Consider the following 26,179-nt stretch of genomic DNA (forward strand, 5'->3'; position numbering starts at 1 on the left):
TAGCGAAATCAAGGAGGAGGCCTGCGCAGTGGCGCAGGCCGGAGGACATTCGCGGAGAAGGCCCGCCGGTCGCGCACGACCCATCTGATCGCGACGCGCTTGCCCAAGCAGGCCGGTGAAGATCGCACCGAAAATCCTCGGGCCACATATGCACCCGAAGACGCACCGCGCGTGACCGGTGGGCCTTCGTAGCGAAATCAAGGAGGAGGCCTGCGCAGTGGCGCAGGCCGGGGGACATTCGCGGAGAAGGCTCGCCGGTTGCGCGCGGCCCATCCCGATCGCAACGCGCCTGCCGAAGCAGGCCGGTGAAGATCGCACCGAAAGTCCTGGGGCCACATATGGACCCGAATACACGGCGTGCGGACCGGTGGGCCTGCGCAGTGGCGCAGGCCGGGGGACATTCGCGGAGGAGGCCCGCCGGTCGCGCAAGGCCCACCCGGTCGCGACCCCCTCGCCGAAGCAAGCCCGATGCCTCGGCAGACAAGCGCCGCCCACACGCAGGACCTACGCGCCCGAAGCCCGCTCCAGCAGCCTCCCGAAATCCACCTCCGGTCCCAACGTCCCGTACACCAAGGCACCGCGCCCGCCCAGCCTGCTGCCGCAGAAGACCTCCGCCATCGGACTGCCGGCCTCGATCAGCACCGCCGCCTGGAGCAGAAGCGCCATCGCCTCGACCAGCCGCCGCGCGCCAGCCTCGCCCGCCCCCGCAGCCAGCGCAGCGCGCAGGGCCGCCAGCGACGCATCGAACCGCGCATCGCGCCCCGCCGCCGCCCCCAGCCGCGCGAACAGCGCCGCACCCGTCTCCGGCTCGCGCCCCAGCGCACGCAGTACATCCAGGCACTGGATGTTGCCGCTGCCTTCCCAGATCGAATTCAGCGGCGCCTGCCGGTACAGCCGCGGCAGCAGCGATTCCTCCACGTAGCCCAGCCCGCCCAGGCACTCCTGCGCCTCGTTGATGAAGGCCGTCGCCCGCTTGCAGATCCAGAACTTGCCGATCGCCGTCGCGATCCGCGCGAAGGCCGCCTCCTCCGGATCGCGCCCCGCCGCATCCACCGCCCTCGCCACGCGCATCGACAATGCCAGCGCCGCTTCCGCCTCGATCGCCAGATCGGCCAGCACGTTGCGCATCAACGGCTGCTCCAGAAGCACACGGCCGAAGACCTTGCGATGGCGGCAGTGATGCAACGCCTGCGACAGCGCCATCCTCATCAGTCCCGCGGAGCCGAGCATGCAGTCCAGCCGCGTGAGCATCACCATCTGGATGATCGTCGCCACCCCACGCCCCTCCTCGCCGACCCGATGCGCGCGCGCCGCATCGAACTCGATCTCGGACGAGGCATTGCTCCAGTCGCCCAGCTTGTCCTTGAGCCGCATCAGCCGGAACCCGTTGAGCGCACCATCGGGCAGGCGCCGCGGCATCAGGAAACAGGTCAACCCGGCCGGCGCCTGCGCCAGCACCAGGAAACCATCGCTCATCGGCGCGGAGAAGAACCACTTGTGCCCGCGCAGCACGTAGTCCTCGCCCCCGGCCAGCGGCGTGGCCGTCGTGGTATTGGCGCGCACATCGCTGCCGCCCTGCTTCTCCGTCATGCCCATGCCCAGCGTGACGCCATGCTTGTCGGCCACGGGCAGATCGCGCGGATCGTAGCGACAGGTCGCGACCTTCCCACTCCACTCGCGCAGGGCCGGCGCGCCGGCCAGCACCGGGACCGCCGCATGGGTCATCGTCAGCGGACAGCTGCTGCCCGGCTCGGCCTGGTAGTGCAGGTAGGACAGCGCCGCGCGTGCGACATGCGCCCCCGGCTCCGCCCGCTGCCAGGACAGGCCCGCGACCCCACTGCGGATCGCCGCCTCCATAATCCGGTGGTAGTGCGGATGGAACTCGACCGTGTCGATCCGGCGCCCCGCACGATCGTGCGTGCGCAGGCGCGGGCGATCGCGGTGCGCGTCGAACGACAGCGCCAGCAGCTCGCCGCCCGCCAGCGCGCCATACCCCGAGACGGTGTCGACGAAGGCGCTTGCGCCCTCGCGCGACAGCGCCTCGCGCAGCGCCGGATCATCGCGCCACAGGTCGCGCGGCGCGAATTCCGGCGGCTGGTTGTCCACGAGATGCGTGGTCGCTGCGCTCATCTTGCACTCCTCTCATGCGGGCCTGCCTGCGCCCTGCGCCAGCGCATCGATGAAGGCCTCGTCCAGCGCGATCCGGCCGAACAGCCCCTGCTGGGTGCCGCTCAGCACCCGCAGCATATGCGTCCTGCCCAGCGGCAGCCGGGCCGCGGGCCGCAGCGCAAGATCGCGCAGCCGTGCCACCGTATCGAGATCGGACTGGAACATCGGCGTCAGCCAGCGGCTCCACCACTGATAGATGGCCACGTGGCGGCGCCGCTCGGCCTGCAGCGCCTGTAGTGCATCGTGCACGCTGCCGCGTGCACGCAGCGCCGAGGCCAGCGCCATCGCGTCCAGCAGCGCCATGTTCACGCCTTGTCCAAGCTGCGGGCTCATCGCGTGCGCAGCGTCGCCAATCAGCACCGCGTGGCCACAGTGCCAGCGCCTCAGCACGCTGTCGCGATAACTGGCCCGGGCCAGCTGCGCGGGCGCGCACAGCTCGGCGATCAGCGGCGCGATCTCCGGCCACAACGCCGCCACCTCGGCCTTCCAGGCATCGACACCCGCCGCCTGCCAGGCATCGAATCCCGCCGTCGGCAGGCTCCAGAAGAAGCTCAGCCGTTGTGTGTCGTCCCCCGGCCGCGTGCCCACCGGCAGCAGCCCGACCATGCGCCGCGCGGCGACGTAGCGCTGGCGCAGTTCGCGCAGATGCGGCCAGCCCACCGCGGGCACGAGGCACCAGAGCGCGCCCCAGGGATAGGGCTGGTCCAGGCGCACCTCGCCCACATGTCGGCGCAGCAGCGAGGCCGCGCCGTCGGCTACCACGACCAGGTCGTAAGGGCCGTGCCGTCCGCCGTGCGCGTCCACCAGCACCCGGCCATCGTCCTCCAGGGCGACGATCGCCATCCCGGCACGCACCTGGCGATGGCCTTCGAATGCGCCGGCCAGGATCGAGAACAACGCGCCACGCTGCAGTCCTACCCCGACCAGGCGCGGATCCAGCCCGGCATAGCCCATCTCCATGACCGTGCGGCCACAGGGCGTATCCCCGTACAGGCGCTCGACCGGGGCTCCGTGCGACAGCACCGGCGCCAGCAGCCCCATTTGCCACAGCACCTGCAGTCCGCTGGGCTGCAGCAGGAAGCCGGCACCCACCGGACCCGGCTCCGGCACCCGCTCGAACACCTCCACGCAGTGCCCGTCGCGCTCGAGCAGTACCGCCGCGCACTGCCCCGCGCTGCCGTAACCGACGATGGCGATGCGACGCTTCATCGGCGGCGCTCCGGTCCGGGAGAAAGGCTCGCCCCGCTACCTGAGGTCAAAGCCCGGCGTCTGTTGCGTTCTCGCGTCGCCGAGTGCGGATACCCCTGGCTGCGAATGTCCCCCGGCGACGGCCTGCGGCCATCGCCTCCTCCTTGATCTCGCACCCAGGGGTACCCGCACCCGACGTGTCGGCATGCTTGGCGTTCCAGGAAGCGGAAAGCCATGGCCCCTGCTGCGCTCCTGCGCAAACGTCCGCCATCCGAGCCACGTTGCAGGCGGCGGGCCTCCGCGGCGAAAACAAGCAGGAGGCATCCGCCTGCAGGCGGATGCCGGGAGACATTCACGGAGAAGGCCCGCCAACCGCAGCGGCCCCCGTCAGGTCGCCTCGCCAGGATTCGATGCCAAGCGACCGAGCGCAAACGCCTCCCTCCCCCCATCGTCGACAGCAAACCGGTATCTCCCTCGGAGTTGGCGTGACCCAGAAAAAAGCCCCGCCGGAGCGGGGCTTCAAGAATCTCTTGCGGACATCTCAAGCGACCGGCTGTACCCCTGCCGCCTGCGCACCCTTCGGACCCTGGGTGACTTCGTACTGGACGCGCTGGCCTTCCTGGAGACTGCGAAAGCCCTTCGAATCGATCGCCGAGTAGTGCACGAAGACATCGGCGCTGCCGTCTTCAGGCGCGATGAATCCGAATCCCTTGGCGTCGTTGAACCACTTCACTGTGCCGTATTGCATGACTCGTCAAACCTCGTGATGGCTGGTGGCGCCCGCCCGGACGCGGTCGGCGGCCGGTCGCGCCCGTCGAGTATGCAAAGCAAGCCGGGGTGTTGCAATCACCCGCGCAACAGTGTCGAGATCAGCGCGGGCAGGCCGGAGGATGCCGCGGCGACGTTGGCGAGCACGTCCTCGAGCGTGATCGTTTCATCCGGATCGGGTCCTGCGCCCGCCACCCAGTTGGCGACGATCGCCAGGCACGCGTACTCCAGGCCGAGTTCGCGCGCGAGCCCGGCCTCGGGCATCCCGGTCATGCCGACCAGGTCGCAGCCATCGCGCCGCATGCGGGCGATCTCGGCCTTGGTCTCCAGCCGCGGCCCCTGGGTGGCGCCATAGCAACCGCCATCGACCAGTTCCACGCCAGCGGCCCGCGCCGCGTCCAGCACCTGCCGACGCAGCGACGGCGTGTAGGGGTCGCCGAAATCCACGTGCAGCACCTCGGTGCCGGATTCCTCGCAGAGCGTGGAGATCCTGCCCCAGGTGTAGTCGATCAGTTGGTCCGGGCAGGCCAGCACGCGCGGGCCGAAGCGTTCGCCGATGCCGCCGACCGTGTTGAGCGCCAGCACGCGGCGCGCGCCCAGCGCCTGCAGCGCGGCCAGGTTGGCGCGGTAGTTGATCCGGTGTGGTGGCACCGAATGTCCCTCGCCGTGTCGCGCCAGGAAGGCGACGCGCCTGCCGTCCAGCGTACCGATGCGGATCGGGCCGGAGGGTGCGCCGTACTTCGTGACCGGCTGGTGGGTCTCGATGTCCTGCAGCTCGGCCAGGGCGTACAGGCCGGTGCCGCCGATGACGGCGAGCGGGATGTGAAGGTTCATGCTGGACTGCTTCGGGCGGGACGAAGCGGGAAGGATACCGTCAGGCCCCGCCCGCCCGGGACGCGTCGCGCCTGCAGCCGGCCGGTTGCGGCCGTACTGCCGCGTCGCTACTCCCCGAGCGCGTAGATCCCCGGCAGGTTGCGGCCCTGCTCGTGGAAGTCCATGCCGTAGCCGAACACGTAGCGGTCGGGCACTTCCACGCCCAGGTAGTCGGCGCAGATGCCGTCGACGCAGCGGTCGTGCTGCTTGACCGCGAGCACCGCGACGCGCACATCGGCCGCGCCCTGGTCCTCGCACCAGTACTTGACCGCCTTGAGGGTGTGGCCCTCGTCCAGGATGTCGTCCACCAGCAGCACGCGCCGTCCGCGCATCGGCGTGGCCGGACGATGCAGCCAGGCCAGGCCCGAACCGGTGGTGTTGCCGCGGTAGCGGGTGGCGTGCAGGTAGTCGAACTCCAGGTCCAGCCCGCGCTCGCCCAGTGCGAACGCAAGCTGTGCCGCGAACGGCAGGCCGCCATGCATCACCGTCAGGAACAGCGGCGGCTGCGCGTCGTCGGCGTAGTCGGGCTGGATGGCGTCGGCCATCGTCTCGATCGCGTCATCGAGCTCGTCGCGGTCGAACAGCAGGTCCGCGGTATCGAGGATTTCCGAAAGCTTCGGCACGTTCATGCGGTCCGTCCCAGCTGCGCAGCCAGCTGCGCCTGCGCGCCACTGTAGCGCGCATCGGCCAGCAGGCCGTCCCAGCCGAGCCCGCCGCGGCCCAGCAGGCCGACCAGGGCCATGGTGTTCAGGCTGCGATGCCTGACCGCCGCCAACGACTCCTCGACCAGTTCCGGATGGCAGACCAGGACCACGTCGCAGCCGGCGTCGAGGTGCGCGTCCACGCGCGCCTTGATGCCGCCGGCGGAGAACGCCGCGGCCATGCCGATGTCGTCGGAGAACACCACGCCGCGAAAGCCCATCTCGCCGCGCAGGATCTCGTTGATCCAGCGCGGCGAATAGCCCGCCGGCTCGGGCGCCACCTGCGGATAGACCACGTGCGCGAGCATGACCGCGTCGGCGCCGGCCTCGATGCCGGCCACGAACGGCACCAGGTCGTGCGCGCGGATCTCGTCCAGAGGACGGTTGTCGACGGCGTTGTCGAAATGCGTGTCCTCGCGCACCGTGCCGTGGCCGGGAAAGTGCTTGAGCGTGGCCGCCATGCCCACCGAGTGCATGCCGCGCACGTAGGCGCGGGTGAACTCGGCGACGACCTGCGGATGCTCGGAAAACGCCCGGTCGCCGATGGCGAGGTTGCCATGGCCGACATCGACCACCGGCGCGAAGCTCAGGTCCACGCCGGTGGCGCGGATCTCGCTGGCCATCAGCCAGGCATGTTCCTCGGCCAGCTTCAGCGCCGCGGCCGGATCCTGTGCGTACAGGCGGTCGAACCCCACCAGCGGCGGAAGGTCGCTGTAGCCTTCCTGGAAGCGCTGCACGCGCCCGCCTTCCTGGTCGACGCAGATCAGCAGCGGCCGCGCGGTGGATTCGCGGATCGCCGCGCACAGCTCCATCACCTGCGCGCGCGAACTGAAGTTGCGCTTGAACAGGATCACGCCGGCACAGGCGTCGTTCTGCAGCCAGTCGCGCTCCTGCGCGCTCAGTTCCATGCCGGCAACGCCGATCACGAGCATCCGCGGGTCTCCTTCACGTGCGCGGCCGCGCACCGGGGCATTGTCGCAGATGGTCGCGCGCAGGCGCTCGCGGCCGGGACGGCCCGTTCAGACGCGGCAGCCGTCGGGGCCGCCGCAATCCTCGTCACCGGGCGCCGCCTGGGACGGGGCGGCCGCGCCCGCCCGACGCAAGGCCTGCGCGAACAGCTCGGGCGGCTGCGCGCCCTGGACCACGTGGCGGCCATCGATGACGAAGGTCGGCACCGAGCGGATGCCCATCGCCTGCGCCTGCGCCACCGCCGCGCGCACCTCGGCCTCGCCCTCGTCACCGTCCAGCAGTGCCCGTACCCGCGCCTCGGACAGACCGCCTGCCGCGCCCGCCGCGGCCAGCACCTCGCGGTCGGCGAGATTGCGCCCCTCGGCGAAATGCGCATGGAACAGCGCCTCGCCCACGCGCCCGGCATCGCCCTCGCGCGCCGCCAGCCACAGCAGGCGATGCGCCGGGACGGTGGTCACGCGCACCTGGCCGCGATCGAAGTCGAACGGCAGCCCTTCGGCGCGCGCGGTGGCCTGGGTGCTGGCGAGCATCTGCTGCGTGCGCTCGGGTCCGCCGAACTTGCGGGCATAGGCCTCGCGCAGGGGCACCGGCTGGGTGCCGGCGTCGGGATCGAGCAGGAACGGATGCCAGTGCAGCTCCACCTGCGGCGCCTGGTCGCCCAGCAGCGCCAGCGCGCGTTCCAGCCGGCGCTTGCCGATCCAGCACCAGGGGCAGACCACATCGGACCAGACGTCGATTCTCATGGCCCGATCATGATCGCGTCCGGCCCGCGGGCCAAGCCTCAGCCGCGCTCTTCCGCGTTCCAGCGCGCGTAGGGGCGCGAGGCCAGCGCGAGGTTGTAGTAGCGCGCCTGGTCGGTCACTTCGCGGGCGGCCCAGGGCGGCAGCACGAAGGCCTCGTCGGCGCTGGACAGCTCGATCTCGGCCACCACCAGCCCCGCGTTGTCGCCGAGGAACTCGTCGACCTCCCAGAGATGGCCCGCATGGCGCACGAGGTGCCGGCGCTTGTCGATCACCCCGCCCACGCACAGCGCCAGCAGGGCGCGGGCGTCATCGACGGGAATGGCGTAGTCGAACTCCTGCCGGCTGCGACCGAGCTCGCGCGACTTGAGGTTGAGGAAGGCCGCATCGCCCTGGATGCGCACCCGCACCGAGGCGTTCTGTTCGCCGCGATCCACGGCACCGAGGTCGTTGATGTAGCCCTGGGCCATGGGCACGACCTCGTGCGCGGCCTCGCGCCAGGCGTCGCCGGTGACGAGGAACTTGCGCTCGATCTCGATCGCCATGCTCAAGCCCGCTCGAACAGCGCGATCGATTCGACATGCGCGGTCTGCGGGAACATGTCCATCACCCCGCCGCTCAACAGCTTCCAGCCGCGCTCGTTCACCAGATAACCTGCATCGCGCGCCAGCGAACCAGGATGGCAGCTGACGTAGACGATGCGCTCGAAGCGCTCCAGCGGCAGCTGCTTCAGCACCTCGATCGCGCCCGAGCGCGGCGGATCGAGCAGCAGCTTGTCGAAGCCCTGCCGCATCCAGGCCGCGCCGCGCTGGTCCTGGGTGAGGTCGGCGGCGTGGAAGCTGGCGTTCGCCAGTCCGTTGCCCGCCGCGTTCTCCCGCGCGCGCGCCACCAGGCCCGCGTCGCCCTCGACGCCGACGACCTCGGCCACCAGCCGCGCCATCGGCAAGGTGAAGTTGCCCAGCCCGCAGAACAGGTCCAGCACCCGGTCGCCGACACGCAGGTCGAGCAGTTCGAAGGTGCGCGCGATCATGTCCTCGTTGAGCCGGGCGTTGACCTGGATGAAGTCCAGCGGCCGGAACGCCAGGCGCACGTCCCAGGCCTCGAGCCGGAACGACAGCGCGGGTGCCTGCGGCCACAGCGCGTGCACCGAGTCCACGCCGCGGGGCTGCAGGTGGATCGCCACGCGATGGCGTTCGCCGAACGCACGCAACGCCGCCAGGTCGACCTCGCCCAGCGGCTGCAGGTGCCGGAACACCAGCGCCACGCCGTCGAAATCCGGTTGTGCGTCGCCGACGATGAATTCGATCTGCGGCACGTCGCGCCGCGCCTGCAGCCCATCGACCAGCGCCGACAGCGGCTCCACCAGCACGCCCACTTCGGGCACCACGGTGTGGCATTCGCGCAGGTCGGCGACGAAACGCGGGTCGCGCTCGCGGAAGCCGACCAGGGTCTTGTCCTTCTTCTCCACGCGCCGCACCGAGAAACGGCCCTTGCGCCGGTAGCCCCAGGCGCCTCCGGTCAGCGGCGGCAGCACCGCGTCCGGCACGACATGGCCGATGCGCTCGAAGTTCTCGAGCAACACCCGCTGTTTGGCGAGGATCTGCCTGGATTCCTCCAGGTGCTGCAGCACGCAGCCGCTGCACACGCCGAAATGCGCGCAGCGCGGCTGCACGCGGTCGGGCGAGGCCTGCAGCACCTCCAGCGTCGTCGCCTCGTCGAAGCTGCGCGAGCGCGCGGTCTGGCGGGCCAGCACGCGCTCGCCCGGCAGCGCATCGGCCACGAACACGGTCTTGCCGCCCTCACGGCGGGCGACGCCGCGGCCGTCGTGGCTCAGGTCGATGATGTCGAGTTCGAAGGGCGTCTGGTCGATCCGGGCCACGTGGCGTCAGTTGCGTGCAGGGGGCCGCCATTGTCGCAGATGCGCCTAGAGGGTCGACCGCCTCTGTCGCCAGGGACGCGCGTCGCGCAGGCGCACACGAGGCGGTCGGGAGGCGCAGGAGGCCGGTGCGGCATCGATGGTCGGAGCCGGCCGCCACGCAGATTTTCCGCGCACCGGGGCCCGGCGCGCAGAGACCGCCGGCAGCCGCTACTTCTGCTTCCAGGCCCCGCCCTGCTGGTACCACCAGCCCGGGCGCGCGCTGGCGATCCACTGCCGCGCGAACACGTCGCGGATCTGCCCTTCCCATTCGGGATGGCCGTTGGCCACGGCGATCTCGCGATACACGGCCTTGCGATCGCGGTTGTCGTCCGCGACCGCGGCGTTGACCGCCACCCGGTCCTTGATCGCCAGTTTCGAGGCATCGCGCACCACCACGCTGCCGTCGCCGGCAAAGCCGAGCGCGCCGGAGTCGAAGTGCGGGCGCAACGTGGATGCGAAGCGCGACTCCATGCGCGACTGGATCGCCTGGATGGCCGGGGTACGGATGGTGATGTCCGGCGTCGACTGCGCCTGCGCGCTGCCGATGCCCAGCAGCAGCCAGGGATCGAAACGCAGCTCGCGCATCGCCATGCCGCCGTCGCCCGGCACCGGCGCGGGGGCGGGCGCCGCCTCGTCGCCGATCACGTTCTCGACGAATTCGCGCGCGGCTTCGCGCGCCTCGGCGGCGGGGAAATACACGTTGATCGTGACGCAGGCGCACAGCGCCAGCGAAAACAGCGAGATTCCCAGGATACGGCGCATGCGGCGACTCCTTGCGTTGACGGGGTGCGGCGAGGACTCAGTCCACCACCGGCGCGACGTCGCCGGCGGCCACCGCGGCGAGGCGTTCGAGCAGCGTGGGCCAGTCGACATTGCGGTTGAACCCGACCACCTGCAGCCTGGGCACGCCAGCGCCTTCGACGATAGTAAAGCCAGCGCCCGCTGAATCCAGGCCCGACATCGCGCAGACCTCGTTGACCAGCCGGCAGCCGATGCCGATGCGCCGGTAGCCGAAGTCGTCGAACAGTCCGATCAGCCGTCCCTGCAGGCTGCCGACGAACGAGGCGTCGCCCACGCTGGAAATATCCTGCACCGCGCGCTGGCTGATACGCTGCGGCACGCCGCGCCGGGGTTCGGTATGGAATTCCGCGTCGAAGGCGGTGGCGGTCCAGTCGACCAGGCGCAGGCCGTCGATGCGCCCGTGCAGGCGGCCGCTGATGCTGCCGAAATCGAAGGCGCCGGTGATGCCCATCAGGTCCAGGTCGTGCAGCGAGACGTCGGCCGACAACGTGGGCGCGACGCCGAAGGGGCGCTCCATCGACAGGGCGCCCACATCGATGCGGCCGTCGAAGACATGCACGCTCAGGCCGCCGTCGAAGTCCAGGCGCTCGTCGGCATAGCGGGCGCTGGGAATGCGGCCGCTCAGGGTCCCGTTGAACGCGGGCCAGTCCAGCGCCGCGGCCAGCCGGCCCACGTCGAGGGCGTCCAGCGCGAGACCGAAGCCCAGGCGCAGGCCTGCATCGCCGCCTGGCGGCGTCAGGCTGAAGCTGTCCAGCCGCACGCGGCCGCCGAGCATGTCCAGCGCTGCGGCATCGCGCAGCCGCAGCGTGCCGGCCTCGCTGCGCAGCGGCAGCTGGACCGGGCCAAAGTCCAGTTCGTACAGCGCACCGCCGCGCCAGCGCAATGCGCTGTCCACCGTCGCACCGTTGGTGTGCCGCAGTTCGCCCGCCAGACCGTCGATGCGGAAGCGGCCACGGGGATCGGCGATGTCGACCGCGTCCAGGCGCAGGTCCATCGCCTGCAGTCCCCCACCTGCGACCTGCAGTCGCGCCACGGCGCTGCCGTCCAGCGCCAGGCCGGACAGCCCGGCCAGTCCCAGCCAGCCCGAGAGATAGCGCCCGGGCAGGACTCCGAGAGCGGGAGCATGCGCCTCCATGGCCAGGCGGCGCAGCCCGCCCTGCGCATCGAGTTCCGCGTCGCCCCGCGCCTCCAGCGCGCCGGGATCGTGCCAGTCGATCCGCGGCACGGACCAGCCGCCGTCCGCCAGCCGGGCATCGACGCCGAACGCCACCGGAGCGCCCTCGAGCGCCAGATAGGCATTGCCGAACAGCGCTTCGCCGCGCGCGACATCGCCATCGAGCGACAGCAGCATGCCCCCGGAGGGCGGCAGGCGCAGGTCGAAACGCATATCCGCATCGAGATCGCCCAGCGCGATCGTGCCGTCGCCGGACTCCAGTCCCGCACCGGCCAGGGCCAGGCGCCCTTCGACCTGCAGCGGCCGCGCGTGCGGGGTATGCACGACCAGCGCTCCATCCATCCTGCCCGCGGCCAGACGTCCGTCGTCCCAGGCCTGCGAGAGCAGCGCCTGCGCCCACAGCAGCGGCACGCGGGTGAGCTCGAGCCGGGTGGCGTCGGGACTGGCGGCAGTGCGGTGCAGGGCCAGCACCGCATCCGCGCCGGAGAGCACGGCATCGGTCGTGGCCGGCGACAGGTCCACCGCCAGTTGCAGCGGCGGGCCACCCCGCTCCCGGATCGGACCCTCGCAGCTCCAGGTCGCCGCCTGCGGCCGCAGCAGCGGACACTGCCAGCGCAGGTCCGCGAACCGGTAGCCCAGCGCCGGCGCGTCGATGCGCGCGGCCTCGATCCGCAGTTCGCCCTGCGCCGCATCCGCTGGCCAATGCAGGCGCACGCGCACCTGGCGCAACTCGACGCCGGCCGCGTCGATCCGGTCGATGTGCGCGGTCGCGGTGCGCGCAGTAGCCGGCATCGACGCCAGCACCAGCAACAGCGTTAAGATGCGGCCGAGCATCGGGCGAGCATATCCGCAGCGCGGGAAGCGGCGATGAATCCAAGGATCCTGCTGGTCGAGGACGACCCCACGAGCCGCGCCTTCCTGCTGGCGGCGACCGAAGCGCTGCCCGCGCGCGTGGATACGGCCGCGAGCATGGCCGATGCGCTGGCACTGGCCGGCATCCACGACTACGCCCTGTGGCTCATCGACGCCAACCTGCCCGACGGCAGCGGCGCCGCTCTGCTGGCGCGGCTGCGCAGCCGCGGCCTGGACACGCCCGCGCTCGCGCACACCGCTTCGCGGGAGCCAGGCGACCATCGGGCGCTACGCGTCGCCGGCTTCGCCGGCACGCTCGCCAAACCGCTGTCGGCCGCGGACTGGCAGGCGGCACTGCGCAGCGCACTGGCCAACCGCGCCGAGGATCCGGGATCGCCTGCGCCCAGGTCGCACCGCGTTGCCGAACCCGACGGCATGCGGTCGCCCCCGGTCTGGGACGATGCGCAGGCGCTGGCCGCGCTCGCGGGCGACGCCGGGAACGTCGCCGCCATGCGCGGACTGTTCCTGGCCGAGCTGCCCGCCACGCACGCCGCCGTGGCGGCAGCCGCGCGAGGCGGTGATGCGTCCGCGCTGCGCGATCTCCTGCACCGGCTCGAGGCCGGCTGCGGATTCGTGGGAGCGGTCCGCCTGGAGCTGGCGCTGCGACAGCTGCGCGCGGCGCCGGACTCGGCCGCGGCGCTGCGCGCCTTCGAGGACGCAGCTCAGGCCACGCTGTCGGGGCCCTGATCCGGTCCGCGCGACAGCCGGCCGAGCTCGCCCGCCAGTTGCCAGGACTTCAATCCGCGCTGCCCCAGGTGCTGCGAGAGCACGTCGCGCATCGCGCCGCGCAGGCTGTCGAGATCGGCCGCGGCCGGCCGGCGGTCCTCGGCCAGCGCCAGCAGCGCGCTGCCGGTGGCGTAGCGGGCGCGCGACTCGCCCACCCGCTCGCCCAGCACCCGGCGCGGGCCGTGTTCGGCATCGAGGCGGTAGCGGGCGGCCGGATCGATCTCGGCGCCATCGCCGTCATGGGCCAGGTCGAAGCCGAATCCCAGTGCTTCCAGCAGGTCGCGTTCGAAGCGGCGCAGGTTCCAGGCCAGCGCGGCGGCATCGTGCAGCTGCGCGCGCAGCTTTCCATAAAGCGCGTAGAGCTCCGGATGCGGGTCCTGCCTCGGCGCCAGCCGCAGCAGCAGCTCGTTGACGTAGAAGGCCGCGAGTGCGGCGTGGCCGGGTAGCGGCGGCGGCGCGTCCAGCGCTTCGACCGAGGTGAGGTTGGCCAGCTCGCCACGCTGCACGGCGCTCAGGCGCACGTGCTGCAGCGGCTGCAGCGCGGCGAACTGCACCTGCCTGCGCGGCCCACGCACGCCGCGTGCCAGCAGCCCCAGCCGCCCGTGCGATCGCGTCAGCACGTCGACCAGCAGGCTGGTCTCGCGCCAGGCGCGCGCATGCAGCACAAAGGCCGGTTCGCCGTCGTAGCGCACGGATGCCCGCCTGCGGCGCGAGGTCTATTCGTAGCCGAGGGTGCGCAGCGCGGATTCGTCGTCCGACCAGCCCTCGCGCACCCGCACCCAGGTCTGCAGGAACACCTTGGCGTCGAACAGCCGCTCCATGCGCTCGCGCGCACGCTTGCCGATGTCGCGCAGGCGCACCCCGCCCTTGCCGATCACGATCGCCTTCTGGCCCTCGCGCTCGACCCAGATCACCGCGCCGATGCGGTACATCACCCCGGCCTTGGGAGAGGGTTCCTCGGTGAAGGTTTCGATCTCGACCGTGGTCGCATACGGCAGTTCGGCGCCGAGCTGGCGCATCAGCTGCTCGCGCAGCAGTTCGCCGGCCAGGAAGCGCTGGCTGCGATCGGTGATCTCGTCCTCGCCGTACAGCGGCGGCTGCTCGGGCAGCTGCTGCAGCAGCGAGGCCACCAGCGCATCCAGCCCGGTGCGCTTGAGCGCCGAGACCGGATGTACCGCTGCGAAGCTGCGGCCCTCGGTCACGCGCTGCAGGTAGGGCAGCAGGGCCGCCTTGTCGGCGATGCGATCCACCTGGTTGACCACCAGCACCACCGGCAGGCCGCTCGCCTGCAGGGCCTCGTAGGCCAGCCCATCCTCCTCGTCCCAGCGCCCGGCCTCGACCACCAGTGCGGCCGCGTCCACGCCCTCCAGCGCGCCGCGCGCGGCGCGGTTGAGCACGCGGTTGAGCGCCGACGAAGCCAGCTTGCCGCCTTCGCGGTGCAGGCCGGGCGTGTCGACCAGCACCAGCTGGCCGCCCGGCACGGTGGCGATGCCCAGCAGCCGGTGGCGAGTGGTCTGCGGGCGGTTGGAGACGATGCTGATGTTGGCGCCGACCAGGGCGTTGACCAGCGTCGACTTGCCGACGTTGGGGCGGCCGATGACGGCGAGGTGGCCGGCGCGGTGCGCGGCTGGCGGGATCTGCGACATGGACGGATTGTAGGGGACTTGCGCGTCGCGGCGGGTGAGCGCGGCCCACCTGCCCGCCCGGGGTCAGCCCGCGCCTTGCAGCAGCTCCAGCACCGCGGCCGCCGCCAACTGCTCGGCGGCGCGGCGCGACCCGCCCTCGCCTTCCCCAGCCGCTGGCGGGTCGGAGACCACGCAGCGCACCACGAACACGCGCGCGTGTTCCTCGCCGCTTTCGGACTTCAGTTCGTATTGCGGCAGCGGCCGCTGCCGCCCCTGCAGCCATTCCTGCAGGCGGGTCTTGGCATCCTTGCCCACCTTGCTGGCCGGGACTGCCGAGACCGCCTCCTCGAACCAGGGCAGCACGACCGCCCGGCAGGCCTCGAAGCCGGCGTCCAGGCAGATGGCGCCGATCACCGCCTCCAGCGCATCGGACAGGATCGAGTCGCGCCGGTGGCCGCCGGATTTCATTTCGCCGGGCCCCAGGGTCAGCCGCTCGCCGATCGCAAGCCGTCGCGCCACGTCGGCCAGCGACGACTCGCGCACCAGTTCGGCGCGCGCGCGGGTGAGCGAACCCTCGTCGGCCTTGGGCCAGCGGGCATACAGCGCCTCGGACACGATCATGCCCAGCACCGCGTCGCCGAGGAATTCCAGCCGTTCGTTGTGCGGCGCCCCCGCGCTGCGATGGGTCAGTGCCTGGCGCAGGAGGGAGGGGTCGGCGAACACATGGCCCGCGAACCGGTCCGCCATGCCGTCAGTTGGGATCACCGGACCGTGTCAGCTGCTGGCTTGCGTGGAACTTGCCCACGACGTCCAGGTTCGCCACCAGGGGCTTGCGCACCTCGTACTGCACGTCGATCTGCCATCCGCTGTCGATGCGGCGGATCTTGACGTGTTCCTTCTTGACGTTCTGCGTGTAGCTCACGAACAGCCGCCGGAACAGCAGGTCCTGGATCCGCGCCGGCTCGTAGCTGCCGACGCCGGGCTCGGATGCGAGCCCCTTGAGGGCGGACTTGACGCTGTAGTACTCCGAATACATCGGGAACAGGCGGATGCCGATATAGACGAAGAACCCCACCACCGCGGCCACGATGATGAAGCCCAGCAGGGTGATGCCGCCCTGTTTGCGACGCATGTGCATGTCCCGCCCCCTAGTTGCTGCAGATGTGCCGGCCTGCCACACGCCCTTCCGCTCCGGCCTACGGAATGCGGCTGCCGATCCGGCCCCAGTCGATCCAGCCCGGCGCGCTGCTGTCGAGATTCATCCAGACCAGGAACGCCTTCCCGCGCAGCTGGCTCTCCGGCAGCGTACCCCAAAACCGGCTGTCGTCGCTGCGGTCGCGGTTGTCGCCCATCACGAAATACTCGCCTTCCGGCACGCGCCATTCGCCCTCGCCCGGGTCGAGCATGCCCGGGCGCCGGGTCTCGAGCACGTGGTGGGTGCGGCCGGGCATGGTCTCGGCGATCAGGCCTGCACCGGTCATGTCGCTGCCGCGTCCCACCCCGGCATAACGCTGCGGCTCGCCGTAGGCGAAGGGCTCGCCGTTCACGTAGACCATGTTGTCGCGGTAGGCCACCAGGTCGCCGGGCAGGCCGACCACTCGCTTGATCCAGTCCTGGTCGGGATGGTGCGGCGGGCGGAACACCACCACGTCGCCGCGCTCGGGTTCGCCCAGCGCGATCACCTTGCGGTTGTTGACCGGCAGGCGGATGCCGTAGCTGAACTTGTTGACCAGGATGAAGTCGCCGATCAGCAGGGTCGGCATCATCGAGCTGGACGGGATGCGGAACGGTTCGGCGATGAAGCTGCGCAGGATCAGCACCACGAACAGCACCGGGAAGAAGGCGCGCGCGTAGTCGACGACGATCGGCTCCTTCTCCTCGAGCAGGCCGGACCGCTGCGCGCGCCGCCTCGCGAAGAACAGCCGGTCGAGCAGCCAGGTGATGCCGGTGGCGAAGGTCAGCACGACCAGCGCGAGCTCGAACCACTTCATCATGTCACGCCATCCCTTACTTGTTGTCCACCTGCAGCACCGCCAGGAACGCTTCCTGCGGGATCTCGACGCGACCGACCTGCTTCATCCGCTTCTTGCCCTCCTTCTGCTTCTCGAGGAGCTTCTTCTTGCGGCTGATGTCGCCACCGTAGCACTTGGCCAGCACGTTCTTGCGCAGCGCCTTGACCGTGGTGCGGGCGATGATCTGCGAGCCGATCGCGGCCTGGATGGCCACGTCGAACTGCTGGCGCGGAATCAGTTCCTTCATCTTCTCGGTCAGCTCGCGCCCGCGCCGGTCGGCATGGCTGCGGTGCACGATGATCGAGAGCGCGTCGACCTTGTCGCCGTTGATCAGCGTGTCCACGCGCACGAACGGACCGGCGTCGAAGCGCAGGAAGTGGTAGTCGAGCGAGGCGTAGCCGCGGCTGACAGACTTGAGCTTGTCGAAGAAGTCGAGCACCACTTCGGCCATCGGCAGTTCGTAGCTGATCTGCACTTGGCTGGCCAGGTACTGGATGCCGATCTGCACGCCGCGCTTGTCCTCGCACAGCTTGATGATCGCGCCGATGTAGGCCTCGGGCGTGAGGATGTTGGCGCGGATGATCGGCTCGCGCACTTCCTGGATCTGGTTCACCGACGGCAGCTTGGCCGGGTTGTCCAGCGGCATGACCTCGCCGTCGGTGCGCAGCACCTCGTAGATCACCGTGGGCGCGGTCGAGATGAGATCGAGGTCGTACTCGCGTTCCAGCCGCTCCTGCACGATCTCCATGTGCAGCATGCCGAGGAAGCCGCAGCGGAAGCCGAAACCCATCGCCTCGGAGCTTTCCGGCTCGAAGCGCAGCGCGGCATCGTTGAGCCGCAGCTTGTCCAGCGCCTCGCGCAGGTCCGGATAGTCCTCGGCGTTAACCGGGAACAGGCCCGCGAATACGCGAGGCTGCATTTCCTGGAAGCCCGGCAGCGGCTCCGCCGCCGGGTCGCCGGCGAGGGTGAGCGTGTCGCCCACCGGCGCGCCGTGGACGTCCTTGATCGAAGCGGTGATCCAGCCCACCTCGCCGGCGGCGAGCTTGCCGGTGACCTTGCGCTTGGGCGTGAACACGCCCACGCCGTCGACCTGGTGGGTACGGCCGGTCGACATCACCAGCATCTTGGCGCCGGAGCGGATCTCGCCCTGCATCACCCGCACCAGCGAGACCACGCCCAGGTAGTTGTCGAACCAGGAATCGATGATCAGCGCCTGCAGCTTGTCGCTGTCGCGCGGCTGGGGCGGCGGGATGCGGTGCACGATCGCTTCCAGCACCTCCTCCACGTTGAGCCCGGTCTTGGCGCTGACCGCGACCGCATCGGTGGCATCGATGCCGATGACGGCCTCGATCTCGGCCTTGGCCCGCTCGATGTCGGCGGTGGGCAGGTCGATCTTGTTGAGCACCGGCACCACTTCCAGGCCTTGCTCGACCGCGGTGTAGCAGTTGGCGACCGACTGCGCCTCCACGCCCTGCGCCGCATCGACCACCAGCAGCGCGCCTTCGCAGGCGGCCAGCGAGCGGCTGACCTCGTAGCTGAAGTCGACGTGGCCGGGGGTGTCGATGAAGTTGAGGTGGTAGGTCTCGCCGTTGCGCGCGGTGTAGGGCACCGACACCGACTGCGCCTTGATGGTGATGCCGCGCTCGCGCTCGATCGGGTTGTTGTCGAGGACCTGCGCTTCCATCTCGCGCGCAGTCAGGCCGCCGCAGAGCTGGATGATGCGGTCGGCAAGCGTCGACTTGCCGTGGTCGACGTGGGCGATGATGGAGAAGTTGCGGATCTGCCGCATCGGATCGGACATGGGGGAGCGGCAGCGGCCGGCGTCAGGACAGCCGGAGATTATCGCATAGCACGGGCCGCGGCCCGGGGCGCTTCCGCGGGCCGCCGCGCCCATGCGGGCCGCACCTCGCGGGGATACAGGGCTTCGCGTGGCCCGTCCCGGCGGGACGGGCCGGACGGCGGCGGGACGGCGCCCTGACCGCGCGGGTGGGCGGGCCGGGACCGGCCCGATGGCCGGTCCCGGGGAATGCTATTCGGCGTCGCCTGGGGTGACCGCGACGAAGCGGCTGCCGCCACCCGGGCTGCGCACCAGCAGCATGACCGTTTCGCCTGCCTTCACGCCGCGCAGTTCGCGATCGAGCGCCGAGGCGCTGCCCACCTGGGTCCGGCCCACGCGCAGCACCACGTCGCCCGGCGACAAGCCGGCTTCGCGAGCGGCCGCGCCCTCCACGCGCACGATGCGCACGCCCTCGCCCGCCTCCAGGCCCAGTTGCCGGCGCTGGGCCTCGGTGAGCTCCTGCGCGACCAGGCCGAGCGCATTGGTGCCACCAGCCGGCGCCGCCGAGGGCGCACCCGGGCGCGCATCGGCGCTGGCGACGGCCTCGTCGTCGAGCTCGGCGAGCGTCACGTCCAGCGTGCGCTCGCGGCCTTCGCGGAACACCACGATCTTGATCTTCGCGCCCGGCACCTTGTTGCCCACGATCGGCGGCAGGTCGCCCGGCTGCCGGATCGTCACGCCATCGGCGCTGCGGATCACGTCACCCGGCTCGATCCCGACCTTCTCGGCCGGGCTGCCCGGAACCACCTCGCTCACCAGCGCGCCCAGGGTATCGGGCAGGCCGAAGCCGCGCGCCTGATCGGTGGTGATGCCCGTGGCCTGGAATTGCACGCCCAGCTGACCGCGCTGCACGCGGCCGGTCTTCTTCAACTGGTCGACCACGTTCATGGCCACGTCGATCGGGATCGCGAAAGCCACGCCCATGTAGCCGCCGGAGTTGCTGAAGATCTGCGAGTTGATGCCGATCACCTCGCCGCGGGTATTGAGCAGCGGCCCACCGGAGTTGCCCTGGTTGATCGCGACGTCGGTCTGGATGAAGGGCACGTACTGCTGGTTGGCGTAGGGGTTGCTGCGACCGACCGCGCTGACGATGCCTGCGGTGACGGTCTGCTCGAAGCCGAAGGGCGAACCGATCGCCACCGCCCACTGGCCCGGCTTCACGCCCGAGGCATCGCCGGTCCGCAGCACCGGCAGGCCCTTGCCGTCGATCTTGAGCAGGGCCACGTCGGAGCGCTCGTCGCTGCCCACCACCTTGGCGGTGTACTCGCGGCGGTCGCTGAGGGTGACCTTGACCTCGTCGGCGCGGTCGATCACGTGGTGGTTGGTCAGCACATAGCCGTCATCGGAAATGATGAAGCCGGTGCCCATCGAGCGCCCGCGCGGCGCAGGACCGCGGGGGCCGCCCGGGCCCGGCATCTGGAAGCCGGGGCCGAAGAAGCGGCGGAAGATCTCCGGGATCTGGTCGTCGCCCGGCATCGCATCGTCCTGCTGCTGGGAAGCGCGGCGGCTGCCGATGGTGGTGTCGATCTTGACCACGGCCGGGCCGACCTCCTCGACCAGGCGGGTGAAGTCCGGCAGCCCCGTCACCAGCGGCGCGGCCGGCACCGCGGTGGCCTGGCCGGCCAGCGGCGCCGCGGTCGCGGCGTCCGGGCCCGGCTGGGCAGTGGCGATCGGCAACACGATGGCGGTGGTGGCCGCCGAGGCCAGCAGGATCAGGGCGAATGCGTGCAGCGGGGTTTTCATCGGGACGTGGCCCTCGACAAAGCGTGGATGGAAGAAGGGGTGTTCGGGGCCGGATCAGGGCTGCGCGGCGTCGGCCTGCGGCGCAGCCGCCTCGGGCGCGGACCATGGCGCGACGCGGCCACCGGGCAGGAGCGGCTCGAACTCCGGCTCGCGCGGCAACAGGCCACCGCTGGCGACGGTGAAGCTGCCCTGCGGCGCCAGCAGGGCACGCGGCCAGGGACGCGCCGTGGCCTGCGGCATGGCGAAGGCGGCGGACGCTGCGATCGCGCCCTCCGCAACAGGGGTCGGCGGCAGCGCGTCGTTCGCCGCGACCGCCACCGGCGGCTGCGCCGTCTGCACGGGCGCCACGCGCGGCTGTGGGTTGGACGCACGCCGCTGCGCGGCGCGGCGCGGCACCTCGGCGGCGGCGGCCACCACAGCGAGCGCCATCGCAGCGTCGGGCTGCGCCGCAGGCGGCGAAGGCGCAGGATCGCTGGCCGCGGCGGCCGGCGCCTGCACGGGCATGACTACGGGAGATGGCGTGGCGCCCTGCGCCACCATCGGCGTCGGCGTCGCGGCCGGCGCCAGTCCGGCGTCGGGCAACTGCCGGCTCGCGAACACCGCCATCAGCGCGACCGAGGCCGCCACGGCTGCGCCGCCGCCCCAGCGCGCGAGGCGCGGCCGCGCCGCGCGGCGTGTTGCGGCGGGGGCCGCTTCCAGGCCGGCGTCCGCGCCGACCGCGGCCGCGACGCGGCGCGCGAAGTCCGCCGGCAACAGCCCGTTGCGCTGGCCGCGCAATACGTCCCCGCAGACCTGCCAGCGCTCCCAGCAGGCCGCGAGTTCGACGTCGTGCTGCAGACGGCGCAGCATGAATTTCGCCTCGTCCGGCGACAGCTCGCCGTCGAGCATGGCCGACAGCTGCTGGCGGTGGTAGACGAACAGCTTGTCCGGGTCTGGCCTGATCTGCAGGGTGTCGTTGTCGTCGACGGAAGTCATCGTGCCGCACGCTCCGGTCTGGTATCGCTGTCCAACAGGGGTTTCATTTCCGCATCGATCGCCTCGCGCGCACGGAAGATGCGCGAGCGCACCGTGCCGATCGGGCAGTCCATGCGCTGGGCGATGTCCTCGTAGCTCAGGCCGTCGACCTCGCGCAGCGTGATCGCCAGCCTCAACTCCTCGGGCAGGGCTTCGACCGCGCGGACCACGGTTTGTTCCAGTTGCTGGCGCATGAGTTCACGTTCCGGCGTGTCGCTGTCGCGCAGGCGGATGCCGGCGTCGAACTGCTCGGCGTCCTCGATCTCGATATCCGCCCCCGGCGGCCGGCGGTTGCCGGCGACCAGGTGGTTCTTGGCGGTGTTCACCGCGATCCGGTGCAGCCAGGTATAGAACTGCGCGTCGCCGCGGAAGTTGCCGATCGCGCGATAGGCGCGGATGAAGGTGTCCTGGGCCACGTCCTGGACTTCGCTCCAGTCGTGCACATAGCGCCCGATCAGGGCCGCGATGCGGTGCTGGTACTTGCGCACCAGCAGGTCGAACGCCGCGCTGTCGCCACGCTGCACGCGCTTGACCAGTTCCAGGTCCAGTGTCTGGGTGTCGATTTCGGCCATCGGGCCTGGCACTCCTGTTGGCCGGCCATGGCCGGGCGCTGTGACCTGCGGTGGGGCGGGAAGTTCCCGCATCAGGCGGATCTGGGGGCTGCGCCGGCGCGGCTCAAGCCGCGCCACGGGCGGCCTGCCGGGGCGCTGGAGGCCGCCGATTTGACTGCGGCGCAACACCCTCTGGATCATAAGGGCCTTCCCATACCCTAACGGATGGTCCCGCATGATTGCTGGCCTCGATGGACTGCGCTTCAGCCACTGGCAAGTCCAGCTGCGTCCGGACGGCGTGCTGGTGCTGTCGTTCGACCGCGCCAACGAGTCGGTCAACACCTTCGCCCAGGACGTGCTGCTCGAACTCGACGGGCTGCTCGAACGCCTGGCGCTCGACCCGCCCAAGGGCCTGGTGCTGCGCTCGGCCAAGGACAAGGGCTTCATTGCCGGCGCCGACATCCGCGAGTTCGCCGAGTTCGACCGCAAGGGCACGATCGCCGACTCCATCCGCCGCGGCCAGCAGGTGTTCCAGCGCCTGGCCGACCTGCCCTGCCCCACGGTCGCCGCGATCCACGGCTTCTGCATGGGCGGCGGCACCGAGATCTCGCTGGCCTGCGATTACCGCATCGCCAGCAGCGACCCGTCCACCCGCATCGGCCTGCCCGAGGTGAAGCTCGGCATCTATCCCGGCTGGGGCGGCAGCGTGCGCCTGCCGCGCCTGATCGGTGCGCCCGCGGCGATGGACGTGATGCTGACCGGCCGCAACCTTTCGGCGAAGTCGGCCCTGGCCATGGGCGTGGTGGACAAGGTGGTCGCGCCGGCGGTGCTGGTCGACGAGGCGGCGAAGCTGGCGCTGGAGGGTCGCACGCGTCCGTTCAAGCAGCGGTTCATGGGCTGGATCACCAACACCTGGCCGGTGCGCCAGGCGCTGGCACCGGCGCTGGTCAAGCAGGTCGCGCGCAAGGCCCGCAAGGACCACTACCCCGCGCCCTACGCGCTGATCGAAACCTGGCGGCGCAGCGGCGGCGGCATCCAGGCCCTGCTCGGCGCCGAACAGAAGTCGGTGGTGAAGCTGGCCGGCACGCCGACCGCGCGTAACCTGACTCGCGTGTTCTTCCTGATGGAGCGGCTCAAGGGCCTGGGCGGCAAGGATCCGCACGGCATCCACCGCGTGCACGTGGTCGGCGCCGGCGTGATGGGCGGCGACATCGCGGCATGGTCGGCCTACAAGGGGTTCGAGGTCACCCTGCAGGACCGCGAGCAGAAGTTCATCGATGGCGCACTGGCGCGCGCGCGGGAGTTGTTCGGAAAGAAGGTCAAGGACGAGGCGAAGCGGCCTGCGGTTGCCGCGCGCCTGAAGTCCGACCTGGCCGGCGACGGCGCGGCGGACGCGGACCTGGTGATCGAGGCGATCGTCGAGCGTGCCGATGCCAAGCGCGATCTGTACGCAGGCTTGGAGCCGCGCATGAAGGCGGATGCGCTGCTCACCACCAATACCTCGTCGATCCCGCTGGACGAGTTGCGCGACCACATCGTGCGTCCGGCGCAATTCGCCGGCCTGCACTACTTCAACCCGGTGGCGTCGATGCCGCTGGTGGAGATCGTGCGCCACGATGCGATGTCGCCGCAGACCGAGCAGCGCCTGGCCGCATTCTGCAAGGCGCTGGACAAGCTGCCGGTGCCGGTCGCGGGCACGCCGGGCTTCCTGGTCAACCGGCTGCTGTTCCCCTACATGCTCGAGGCCGCGACCGCCTATTCCGAAGGCATTCCCGCCGCGGTGATCGACAAGGCCGCGGTGAAGTACGGCATGCCGATGGGGCCGATCGAGCTGATCGATACGGTGGGGCTGGACGTGGCTTACGGCGTCGGCCAGGAGCTTGCGCCGTTCCTCGGACTGCAGATCCCGCCGGCACTGGCCAACCCGCCCGAAGCCGGCAAGCGCGGCAAGAAGGATGGCCAGGGCATCTACGCCTGGGAGCAGACGCCCAAGGGCAGCAAGCCGAAAAAGCCGGAGGTGCCGAAGGACTACAAGGTGCCGGACGACCTGGAAGACCGGCTGATCCTGCCCCTGCTCAACGAGGCGGTGGCGGCCCTGCACGATGGCGTGGTGAGCGATGCCGAGCTGCTCGACGCCGGCGTGATCTTCGGCACCGGATACGCCCCTTTCCGCGGCGGCCCGATCCAGACCATCCGCGAGGGCGGCGCCGATGCGCTGCTTGCCCGCCTGCAGGCGCTGCGGGCGAAGTACGGCGAGCGCTTCGCCCCGAGCCCGGGCTGGGACCACCCCGCCCTGCGTAAGGATGCGGACGCCGCCGGCCTGGGCTGAGGGCGGACACGGCCGAGGGGTTACACGCGCGCGGCGGCGCGTGTCCGCCGGCTCACTGCGGGGCGACGCAGCCTGGCGACGCGCGGCTCACTGCGCGACGCTTCCTGGCGACGCGCGTCGCGGCTGCGGTCATCCGCGTTCGGCTCTGCGCTCTTCCAGCACCGCGCGATCCGTGCAGGGCGCCCTGGTCTCCAGAGGCAACGGCGCTGTACGTTCCTGCAGTCGGGGATGCCCGCTTGCGGGTCGGGCGTGGATACCCCATCACCTTTGCATACGAGCTACGCGCCGTTGCCGGCATAGCGGCGCGCAACGCGTCAGGCCGGCCGTGACCGCGCCGATGCCGCGGCCATCGGGATCCAGACCGCCTCGCGACACCAGCGGCCGGACCCTCTACATCCGGGATGAGTTCAACGCGACATCGGATCGCGTCCACGCCGCATCGAAGCTCGCCATCGCTTCCTTCGCCCCCGGATCGTCCTGCGCTTCGAGCGCCTTCGCCAGGCCGAACAGCGACCAGCCATTGCCCGGATTGCGCCGCAATTCCTCCCGGTACACCGCTTCGGCCTCGGCAGCGCGTCCGGCCTGGAGCAGGATCGCACCCAGCGTCTGTCGGACCGGCGCGTGCCAACCCGGCGGCTCGTCGTAGGGAATGCCGCCTTCGATCGCAACCGCCTCCTCCAGCGCGGCGACCGCGCCGTCGAACTCGCCATACGCGGCCGCCAGCTCGGCCGTCACCGTGCGTTCGGCGATGCGCGCGGCGTGCGCCAGCGGATAGCGGTCCCAGACCAGCAGGGCGTCCATTGCCGGATCCGCGGCCAGCGGCCGCAGCGCGGCGAGGTGGGTTTCGGCATCGCCGACGCGCTGCTGGCGAAGTGCCGCCATCGCCTGCGCGTAGTGCCAGATCGCGGTGACGTAGGGCAGGTCCGGCGCGGGATTGTCCACGCCGGCGATCTCGTCCCAGCGTCCGAAGCGCACGCGGTCGAACCAGGGGGTCAACCAGTAGTGCTGCAGGCCGGCGAATCCGGGCTGGCGCATCAGGTCGGGCAGATCGGTACGCTCGGATGTCGCCTGCGCCGAACTCCGGGCCACCGCGGCATTGCCTTCCATGCTGGCCGCGAACCAGAGGAAATGATGGTTGTGCGGCACGTAACCCAGCGGATACACGCCCTGGGTGTTGCCGCGGCACAGCGCGAGATAGGCGTCGTCGGCCTCGATCGCACGCTGGTTGGCGAGCACCGCGTCGTGCCAGCGCCCCACCCGCGCGTAGATGTGCGCGGGCATGTGCACCAGATGGCCGGAACCGGGCACGAGGGTGCGCAGTCGGTCGGCGGCGGCCGCGCCGCGCTGCGGATCAGCCGAGGCCTCGACCGCGTGTACGTACAGGTGCAGCGCGCCGGCATGGTCGGGCTCGCGCGCCATCACGGCTTCGAGGATCCGCACCACTTCGGCGGTATGGCCCTTGGGCCGCAGCTGCGCGTCGTAGTAGTCCCAGGGCTGCAGGTCCATCAGCGCCTCGGCCAGGAACACCGCGGCATCGGCATCCTGCGGACGCCTGCCCGCCAGCTCGCGCATCGCCATGGCATAGGCCTCGTCGAGGGCGCGACGGTCTTCCGGCGGCTGAGCCGCGTAACGCGCCGAAAGCGCCTGGATGAAGCCCTGCTCGCGTTCGCTGGCGGCCGGTGCGAGTTCTCGCGCGCGCTGCAGACGCTGCCAGGCATCGGCGCCATCGGCCGGGTCCATGGCGGCGTTGACGTGCGGTCCCAGCACCAGCGATGCGCCCCACCAGCACATCGCGCAGTCCGGATCGAGTTCGGTCGCCTTGAGGAAGGAGCGTTCGGCGGCATCGTGGTTGAAGCCGAAAGTGAGCATCAGCCCCTGGTCGAACCAGCGCTGCACGTCAGGATGGCGACTGGTCACCGGGAAACTGTGGTTTCCCAGGCCGTCGAGCAGGTGCGCGCCGATCATCGCCAGTTCCGGCGGCGACACTCCAGGCGCCGGCGCGGCGGCCGCCGGCTCGATCTCGCGTTCGCAGGCGGACAGCGCGAGGGCGGCGATCGCGCCCGCCAGGATCAGGAAACGGGTGTTCACGGATGGGATCTCCACAGGCGGATCCGACGGCACCGGCGCTG

General features: G+C 70.9%; 23 protein-coding genes. 2 read left to right on the forward strand and 21 right to left on the reverse strand.

Going from position 1 to position 26,179, the window contains the following annotated elements; genetic code table 11:
* Positions 1–504: 504 nt before the first annotated feature.
* The 11 genes from ACQYVW_RS04620 to ACQYVW_RS04670 form a co-directional block, all read right to left on the reverse strand.
* Positions 505–2,130: an acyl-CoA dehydrogenase family protein gene (locus ACQYVW_RS04620; protein ID WP_434934076.1), complete on the reverse strand. Its 1,626-nt coding sequence runs from the start codon at positions 2,128–2,130 to the stop codon at positions 505–507.
* Positions 2,131–2,142: 12 nt separating this feature from the next.
* Positions 2,143–3,378 carry an FAD-dependent oxidoreductase gene (locus ACQYVW_RS04625; protein ID WP_434934077.1) on the reverse strand — a complete coding sequence of 412 codons (1,236 nt, stop codon included), beginning with the start codon at positions 3,376–3,378 and terminating at the stop codon, positions 2,143–2,145.
* Between the two features lie 520 nt (positions 3,379–3,898).
* The gene (locus tag ACQYVW_RS04630) at positions 3,899–4,105 is read right to left on the reverse strand and encodes a cold-shock protein (protein WP_146386873.1); all 207 of its coding nucleotides are present in this window, start codon (positions 4,103–4,105) and stop codon (positions 3,899–3,901) included.
* A gap of 98 nt (positions 4,106–4,203) precedes the next feature.
* The gene (locus ACQYVW_RS04635; RefSeq protein WP_434946188.1) at positions 4,204–4,959 is read right to left on the reverse strand and encodes an S-methyl-5'-thioinosine phosphorylase; all 756 of its coding nucleotides are present in this window, start codon (positions 4,957–4,959) and stop codon (positions 4,204–4,206) included.
* Positions 4,960–5,066: 107 nt separating this feature from the next.
* Positions 5,067–5,627 carry a hypoxanthine-guanine phosphoribosyltransferase gene (locus ACQYVW_RS04640; protein WP_434934079.1) on the reverse strand — a complete coding sequence of 187 codons (561 nt, stop codon included), beginning with the start codon at positions 5,625–5,627 and terminating at the stop codon, positions 5,067–5,069.
* Positions 5,624–6,631 carry a beta-N-acetylhexosaminidase gene (gene nagZ, locus ACQYVW_RS04645; protein WP_434946189.1) on the reverse strand — a complete coding sequence of 336 codons (1,008 nt, stop codon included), beginning with the start codon at positions 6,629–6,631 and terminating at the stop codon, positions 5,624–5,626. Before nagZ ends, ACQYVW_RS04640 begins: the two co-directional genes overlap by 4 nt.
* Before the next feature lie 87 nt (positions 6,632–6,718).
* Positions 6,719–7,411 carry a DsbA family oxidoreductase gene (locus ACQYVW_RS04650; RefSeq protein ID WP_434934081.1) on the reverse strand — a complete coding sequence of 231 codons (693 nt, stop codon included), beginning with the start codon at positions 7,409–7,411 and terminating at the stop codon, positions 6,719–6,721.
* A 38-nt stretch (positions 7,412–7,449) separates the two neighbouring features.
* Positions 7,450–7,953 carry a CYTH domain-containing protein gene (locus ACQYVW_RS04655; protein WP_434946190.1) on the reverse strand — a complete coding sequence of 168 codons (504 nt, stop codon included), beginning with the start codon at positions 7,951–7,953 and terminating at the stop codon, positions 7,450–7,452.
* 2 nt (positions 7,954–7,955) lie between these two features.
* Positions 7,956–9,287, reverse strand: a complete 1,332-nt coding sequence (rlmD, locus tag ACQYVW_RS04660) for a 23S rRNA (uracil(1939)-C(5))-methyltransferase RlmD (RefSeq protein WP_434946191.1) — start codon at positions 9,285–9,287, stop codon at positions 7,956–7,958.
* Positions 9,288–9,494: 207 nt separating this feature from the next.
* Entirely contained in the window at positions 9,495–10,088 is a 594-nt protein-coding gene (locus tag ACQYVW_RS04665; protein ID WP_434934084.1) for a YdbL family probable chaperone protein, read from the reverse strand.
* 37 nt (positions 10,089–10,125) lie between these two features.
* Positions 10,126–12,135, reverse strand: a complete 2,010-nt coding sequence (locus tag ACQYVW_RS04670) for a translocation/assembly module TamB domain-containing protein (RefSeq protein WP_434946192.1) — start codon at positions 12,133–12,135, stop codon at positions 10,126–10,128.
* Between the two features lie 33 nt (positions 12,136–12,168).
* On the opposite strand from ACQYVW_RS04670, the gene ACQYVW_RS04675 reads away from it, so the two are divergent.
* Positions 12,169–12,900: a response regulator gene (locus ACQYVW_RS04675; protein ID WP_434946193.1), complete on the forward strand. Its 732-nt coding sequence runs from the start codon at positions 12,169–12,171 to the stop codon at positions 12,898–12,900.
* Here ACQYVW_RS04675 and recO read toward each other — a convergent pair.
* From recO to rpoE, 9 genes are all read right to left on the reverse strand, one after another.
* Complete coding sequence (gene recO, locus ACQYVW_RS04680) at positions 12,876–13,631, reverse strand: DNA repair protein RecO (RefSeq protein WP_434946194.1); 756 nt, start codon at positions 13,629–13,631, stop codon at positions 12,876–12,878. The two genes, ACQYVW_RS04675 and recO, sit on opposite strands and share 25 nt — an antisense overlap.
* Positions 13,632–13,655: 24 nt before the next feature.
* Positions 13,656–14,585: a GTPase Era gene (gene era, locus ACQYVW_RS04685; protein WP_434934088.1), complete on the reverse strand. Its 930-nt coding sequence runs from the start codon at positions 14,583–14,585 to the stop codon at positions 13,656–13,658.
* Between the two features lie 63 nt (positions 14,586–14,648).
* Entirely contained in the window at positions 14,649–15,311 is a 663-nt protein-coding gene (gene rnc, locus ACQYVW_RS04690) for a ribonuclease III (protein ID WP_434946195.1), read from the reverse strand.
* A 4-nt stretch (positions 15,312–15,315) separates the two neighbouring features.
* Positions 15,316–15,696, reverse strand: a complete 381-nt coding sequence (locus ACQYVW_RS04695; RefSeq protein ID WP_434934090.1) for a DUF4845 domain-containing protein — start codon at positions 15,694–15,696, stop codon at positions 15,316–15,318.
* Positions 15,697–15,760: 64 nt separating this feature from the next.
* Positions 15,761–16,555 (reverse strand): signal peptidase I, encoded by a 795-nt coding sequence (gene lepB, locus ACQYVW_RS04700; RefSeq protein WP_434934093.1) that lies wholly within the window; start codon positions 16,553–16,555, stop codon positions 15,761–15,763.
* Between the two features lie 16 nt (positions 16,556–16,571).
* Positions 16,572–18,365: a translation elongation factor 4 gene (lepA, locus tag ACQYVW_RS04705; protein ID WP_434946264.1), complete on the reverse strand. Its 1,794-nt coding sequence runs from the start codon at positions 18,363–18,365 to the stop codon at positions 16,572–16,574.
* Positions 18,366–18,605: 240 nt separating this feature from the next.
* Entirely contained in the window at positions 18,606–20,156 is a 1,551-nt protein-coding gene (locus ACQYVW_RS04710; RefSeq protein WP_434946196.1) for a Do family serine endopeptidase, read from the reverse strand.
* 54 nt (positions 20,157–20,210) lie between these two features.
* Positions 20,211–21,131: a sigma-E factor negative regulatory protein gene (locus tag ACQYVW_RS04715; protein ID WP_434946197.1), complete on the reverse strand. Its 921-nt coding sequence runs from the start codon at positions 21,129–21,131 to the stop codon at positions 20,211–20,213.
* Positions 21,128–21,742, reverse strand: a complete 615-nt coding sequence (gene rpoE / locus ACQYVW_RS04720; protein ID WP_434936787.1) for an RNA polymerase sigma factor RpoE — start codon at positions 21,740–21,742, stop codon at positions 21,128–21,130. The genes ACQYVW_RS04715 and rpoE overlap by 4 nt, the downstream gene beginning before the upstream one ends.
* A gap of 214 nt (positions 21,743–21,956) precedes the next feature.
* Between rpoE and ACQYVW_RS04725 the strand changes: the two genes are divergently transcribed.
* Complete coding sequence (locus tag ACQYVW_RS04725) at positions 21,957–24,050, forward strand: 3-hydroxyacyl-CoA dehydrogenase NAD-binding domain-containing protein (RefSeq protein ID WP_434946198.1); 2,094 nt, start codon at positions 21,957–21,959, stop codon at positions 24,048–24,050.
* A 390-nt stretch (positions 24,051–24,440) separates the two neighbouring features.
* Here ACQYVW_RS04725 and ACQYVW_RS04730 read toward each other — a convergent pair whose 3' ends face one another.
* Positions 24,441–26,138 carry a tetratricopeptide repeat protein gene (locus ACQYVW_RS04730; protein WP_434946199.1) on the reverse strand — a complete coding sequence of 566 codons (1,698 nt, stop codon included), beginning with the start codon at positions 26,136–26,138 and terminating at the stop codon, positions 24,441–24,443.
* Positions 26,139–26,179: the final 41 nt, after the last annotated feature.

Source organism: Luteimonas campi, assembly GCF_051162505.1.
Taxonomy (GTDB): domain Bacteria; phylum Pseudomonadota; class Gammaproteobacteria; order Xanthomonadales; family Xanthomonadaceae; genus Luteimonas.

Excerpts from the sequence above, each read along its gene's own strand:
- ACQYVW_RS04620 (WP_434934076.1), bottom strand. The coding sequence starts at position 2,130 with ATGAGCGCAGCGACCACGCATCTCGTGGACAACCAGCCGCCGGAATTC.
- ACQYVW_RS04625 (WP_434934077.1), bottom strand. The coding sequence starts at position 3,378 with ATGAAGCGTCGCATCGCCATCGTCGGTTACGGCAGCGCGGGGCAGTGC.
- ACQYVW_RS04630 (WP_146386873.1), bottom strand. The coding sequence starts at position 4,105 with ATGCAATACGGCACAGTGAAGTGGTTCAACGACGCCAAGGGATTCGGA.
- ACQYVW_RS04635 (WP_434946188.1), bottom strand. The coding sequence starts at position 4,959 with ATGAACCTTCACATCCCGCTCGCCGTCATCGGCGGCACCGGCCTGTAC.
- ACQYVW_RS04640 (WP_434934079.1), bottom strand. The coding sequence starts at position 5,627 with ATGAACGTGCCGAAGCTTTCGGAAATCCTCGATACCGCGGACCTGCTG.
- nagZ (WP_434946189.1), bottom strand. The coding sequence starts at position 6,631 with ATGCTCGTGATCGGCGTTGCCGGCATGGAACTGAGCGCGCAGGAGCGC.
- ACQYVW_RS04650 (WP_434934081.1), bottom strand. The coding sequence starts at position 7,411 with ATGAGAATCGACGTCTGGTCCGATGTGGTCTGCCCCTGGTGCTGGATC.
- ACQYVW_RS04655 (WP_434946190.1), bottom strand. The coding sequence starts at position 7,953 with ATGGCGATCGAGATCGAGCGCAAGTTCCTCGTCACCGGCGACGCCTGG.
- ACQYVW_RS04665 (WP_434934084.1), bottom strand. The coding sequence starts at position 10,088 with ATGCGCCGTATCCTGGGAATCTCGCTGTTTTCGCTGGCGCTGTGCGCC.
- ACQYVW_RS04670 (WP_434946192.1), bottom strand. The coding sequence starts at position 12,135 with ATGCTCGGCCGCATCTTAACGCTGTTGCTGGTGCTGGCGTCGATGCCG.
- ACQYVW_RS04675 (WP_434946193.1), top strand. The coding sequence starts at position 12,169 with ATGAATCCAAGGATCCTGCTGGTCGAGGACGACCCCACGAGCCGCGCC.
- era (WP_434934088.1), bottom strand. The coding sequence starts at position 14,585 with ATGTCGCAGATCCCGCCAGCCGCGCACCGCGCCGGCCACCTCGCCGTC.
- rnc (WP_434946195.1), bottom strand. The coding sequence starts at position 15,311 with ATGGCGGACCGGTTCGCGGGCCATGTGTTCGCCGACCCCTCCCTCCTG.
- ACQYVW_RS04695 (WP_434934090.1), bottom strand. The coding sequence starts at position 15,696 with ATGCGTCGCAAACAGGGCGGCATCACCCTGCTGGGCTTCATCATCGTG.
- lepB (WP_434934093.1), bottom strand. The coding sequence starts at position 16,555 with ATGAAGTGGTTCGAGCTCGCGCTGGTCGTGCTGACCTTCGCCACCGGC.
- lepA (WP_434946264.1), bottom strand. The coding sequence starts at position 18,365 with ATGCGGCAGATCCGCAACTTCTCCATCATCGCCCACGTCGACCACGGC.
- ACQYVW_RS04710 (WP_434946196.1), bottom strand. The coding sequence starts at position 20,156 with ATGAAAACCCCGCTGCACGCATTCGCCCTGATCCTGCTGGCCTCGGCG.
- ACQYVW_RS04715 (WP_434946197.1), bottom strand. The coding sequence starts at position 21,131 with ATGACTTCCGTCGACGACAACGACACCCTGCAGATCAGGCCAGACCCG.
- rpoE (WP_434936787.1), bottom strand. The coding sequence starts at position 21,742 with ATGGCCGAAATCGACACCCAGACACTGGACCTGGAACTGGTCAAGCGC.
- ACQYVW_RS04725 (WP_434946198.1), top strand. The coding sequence starts at position 21,957 with ATGATTGCTGGCCTCGATGGACTGCGCTTCAGCCACTGGCAAGTCCAG.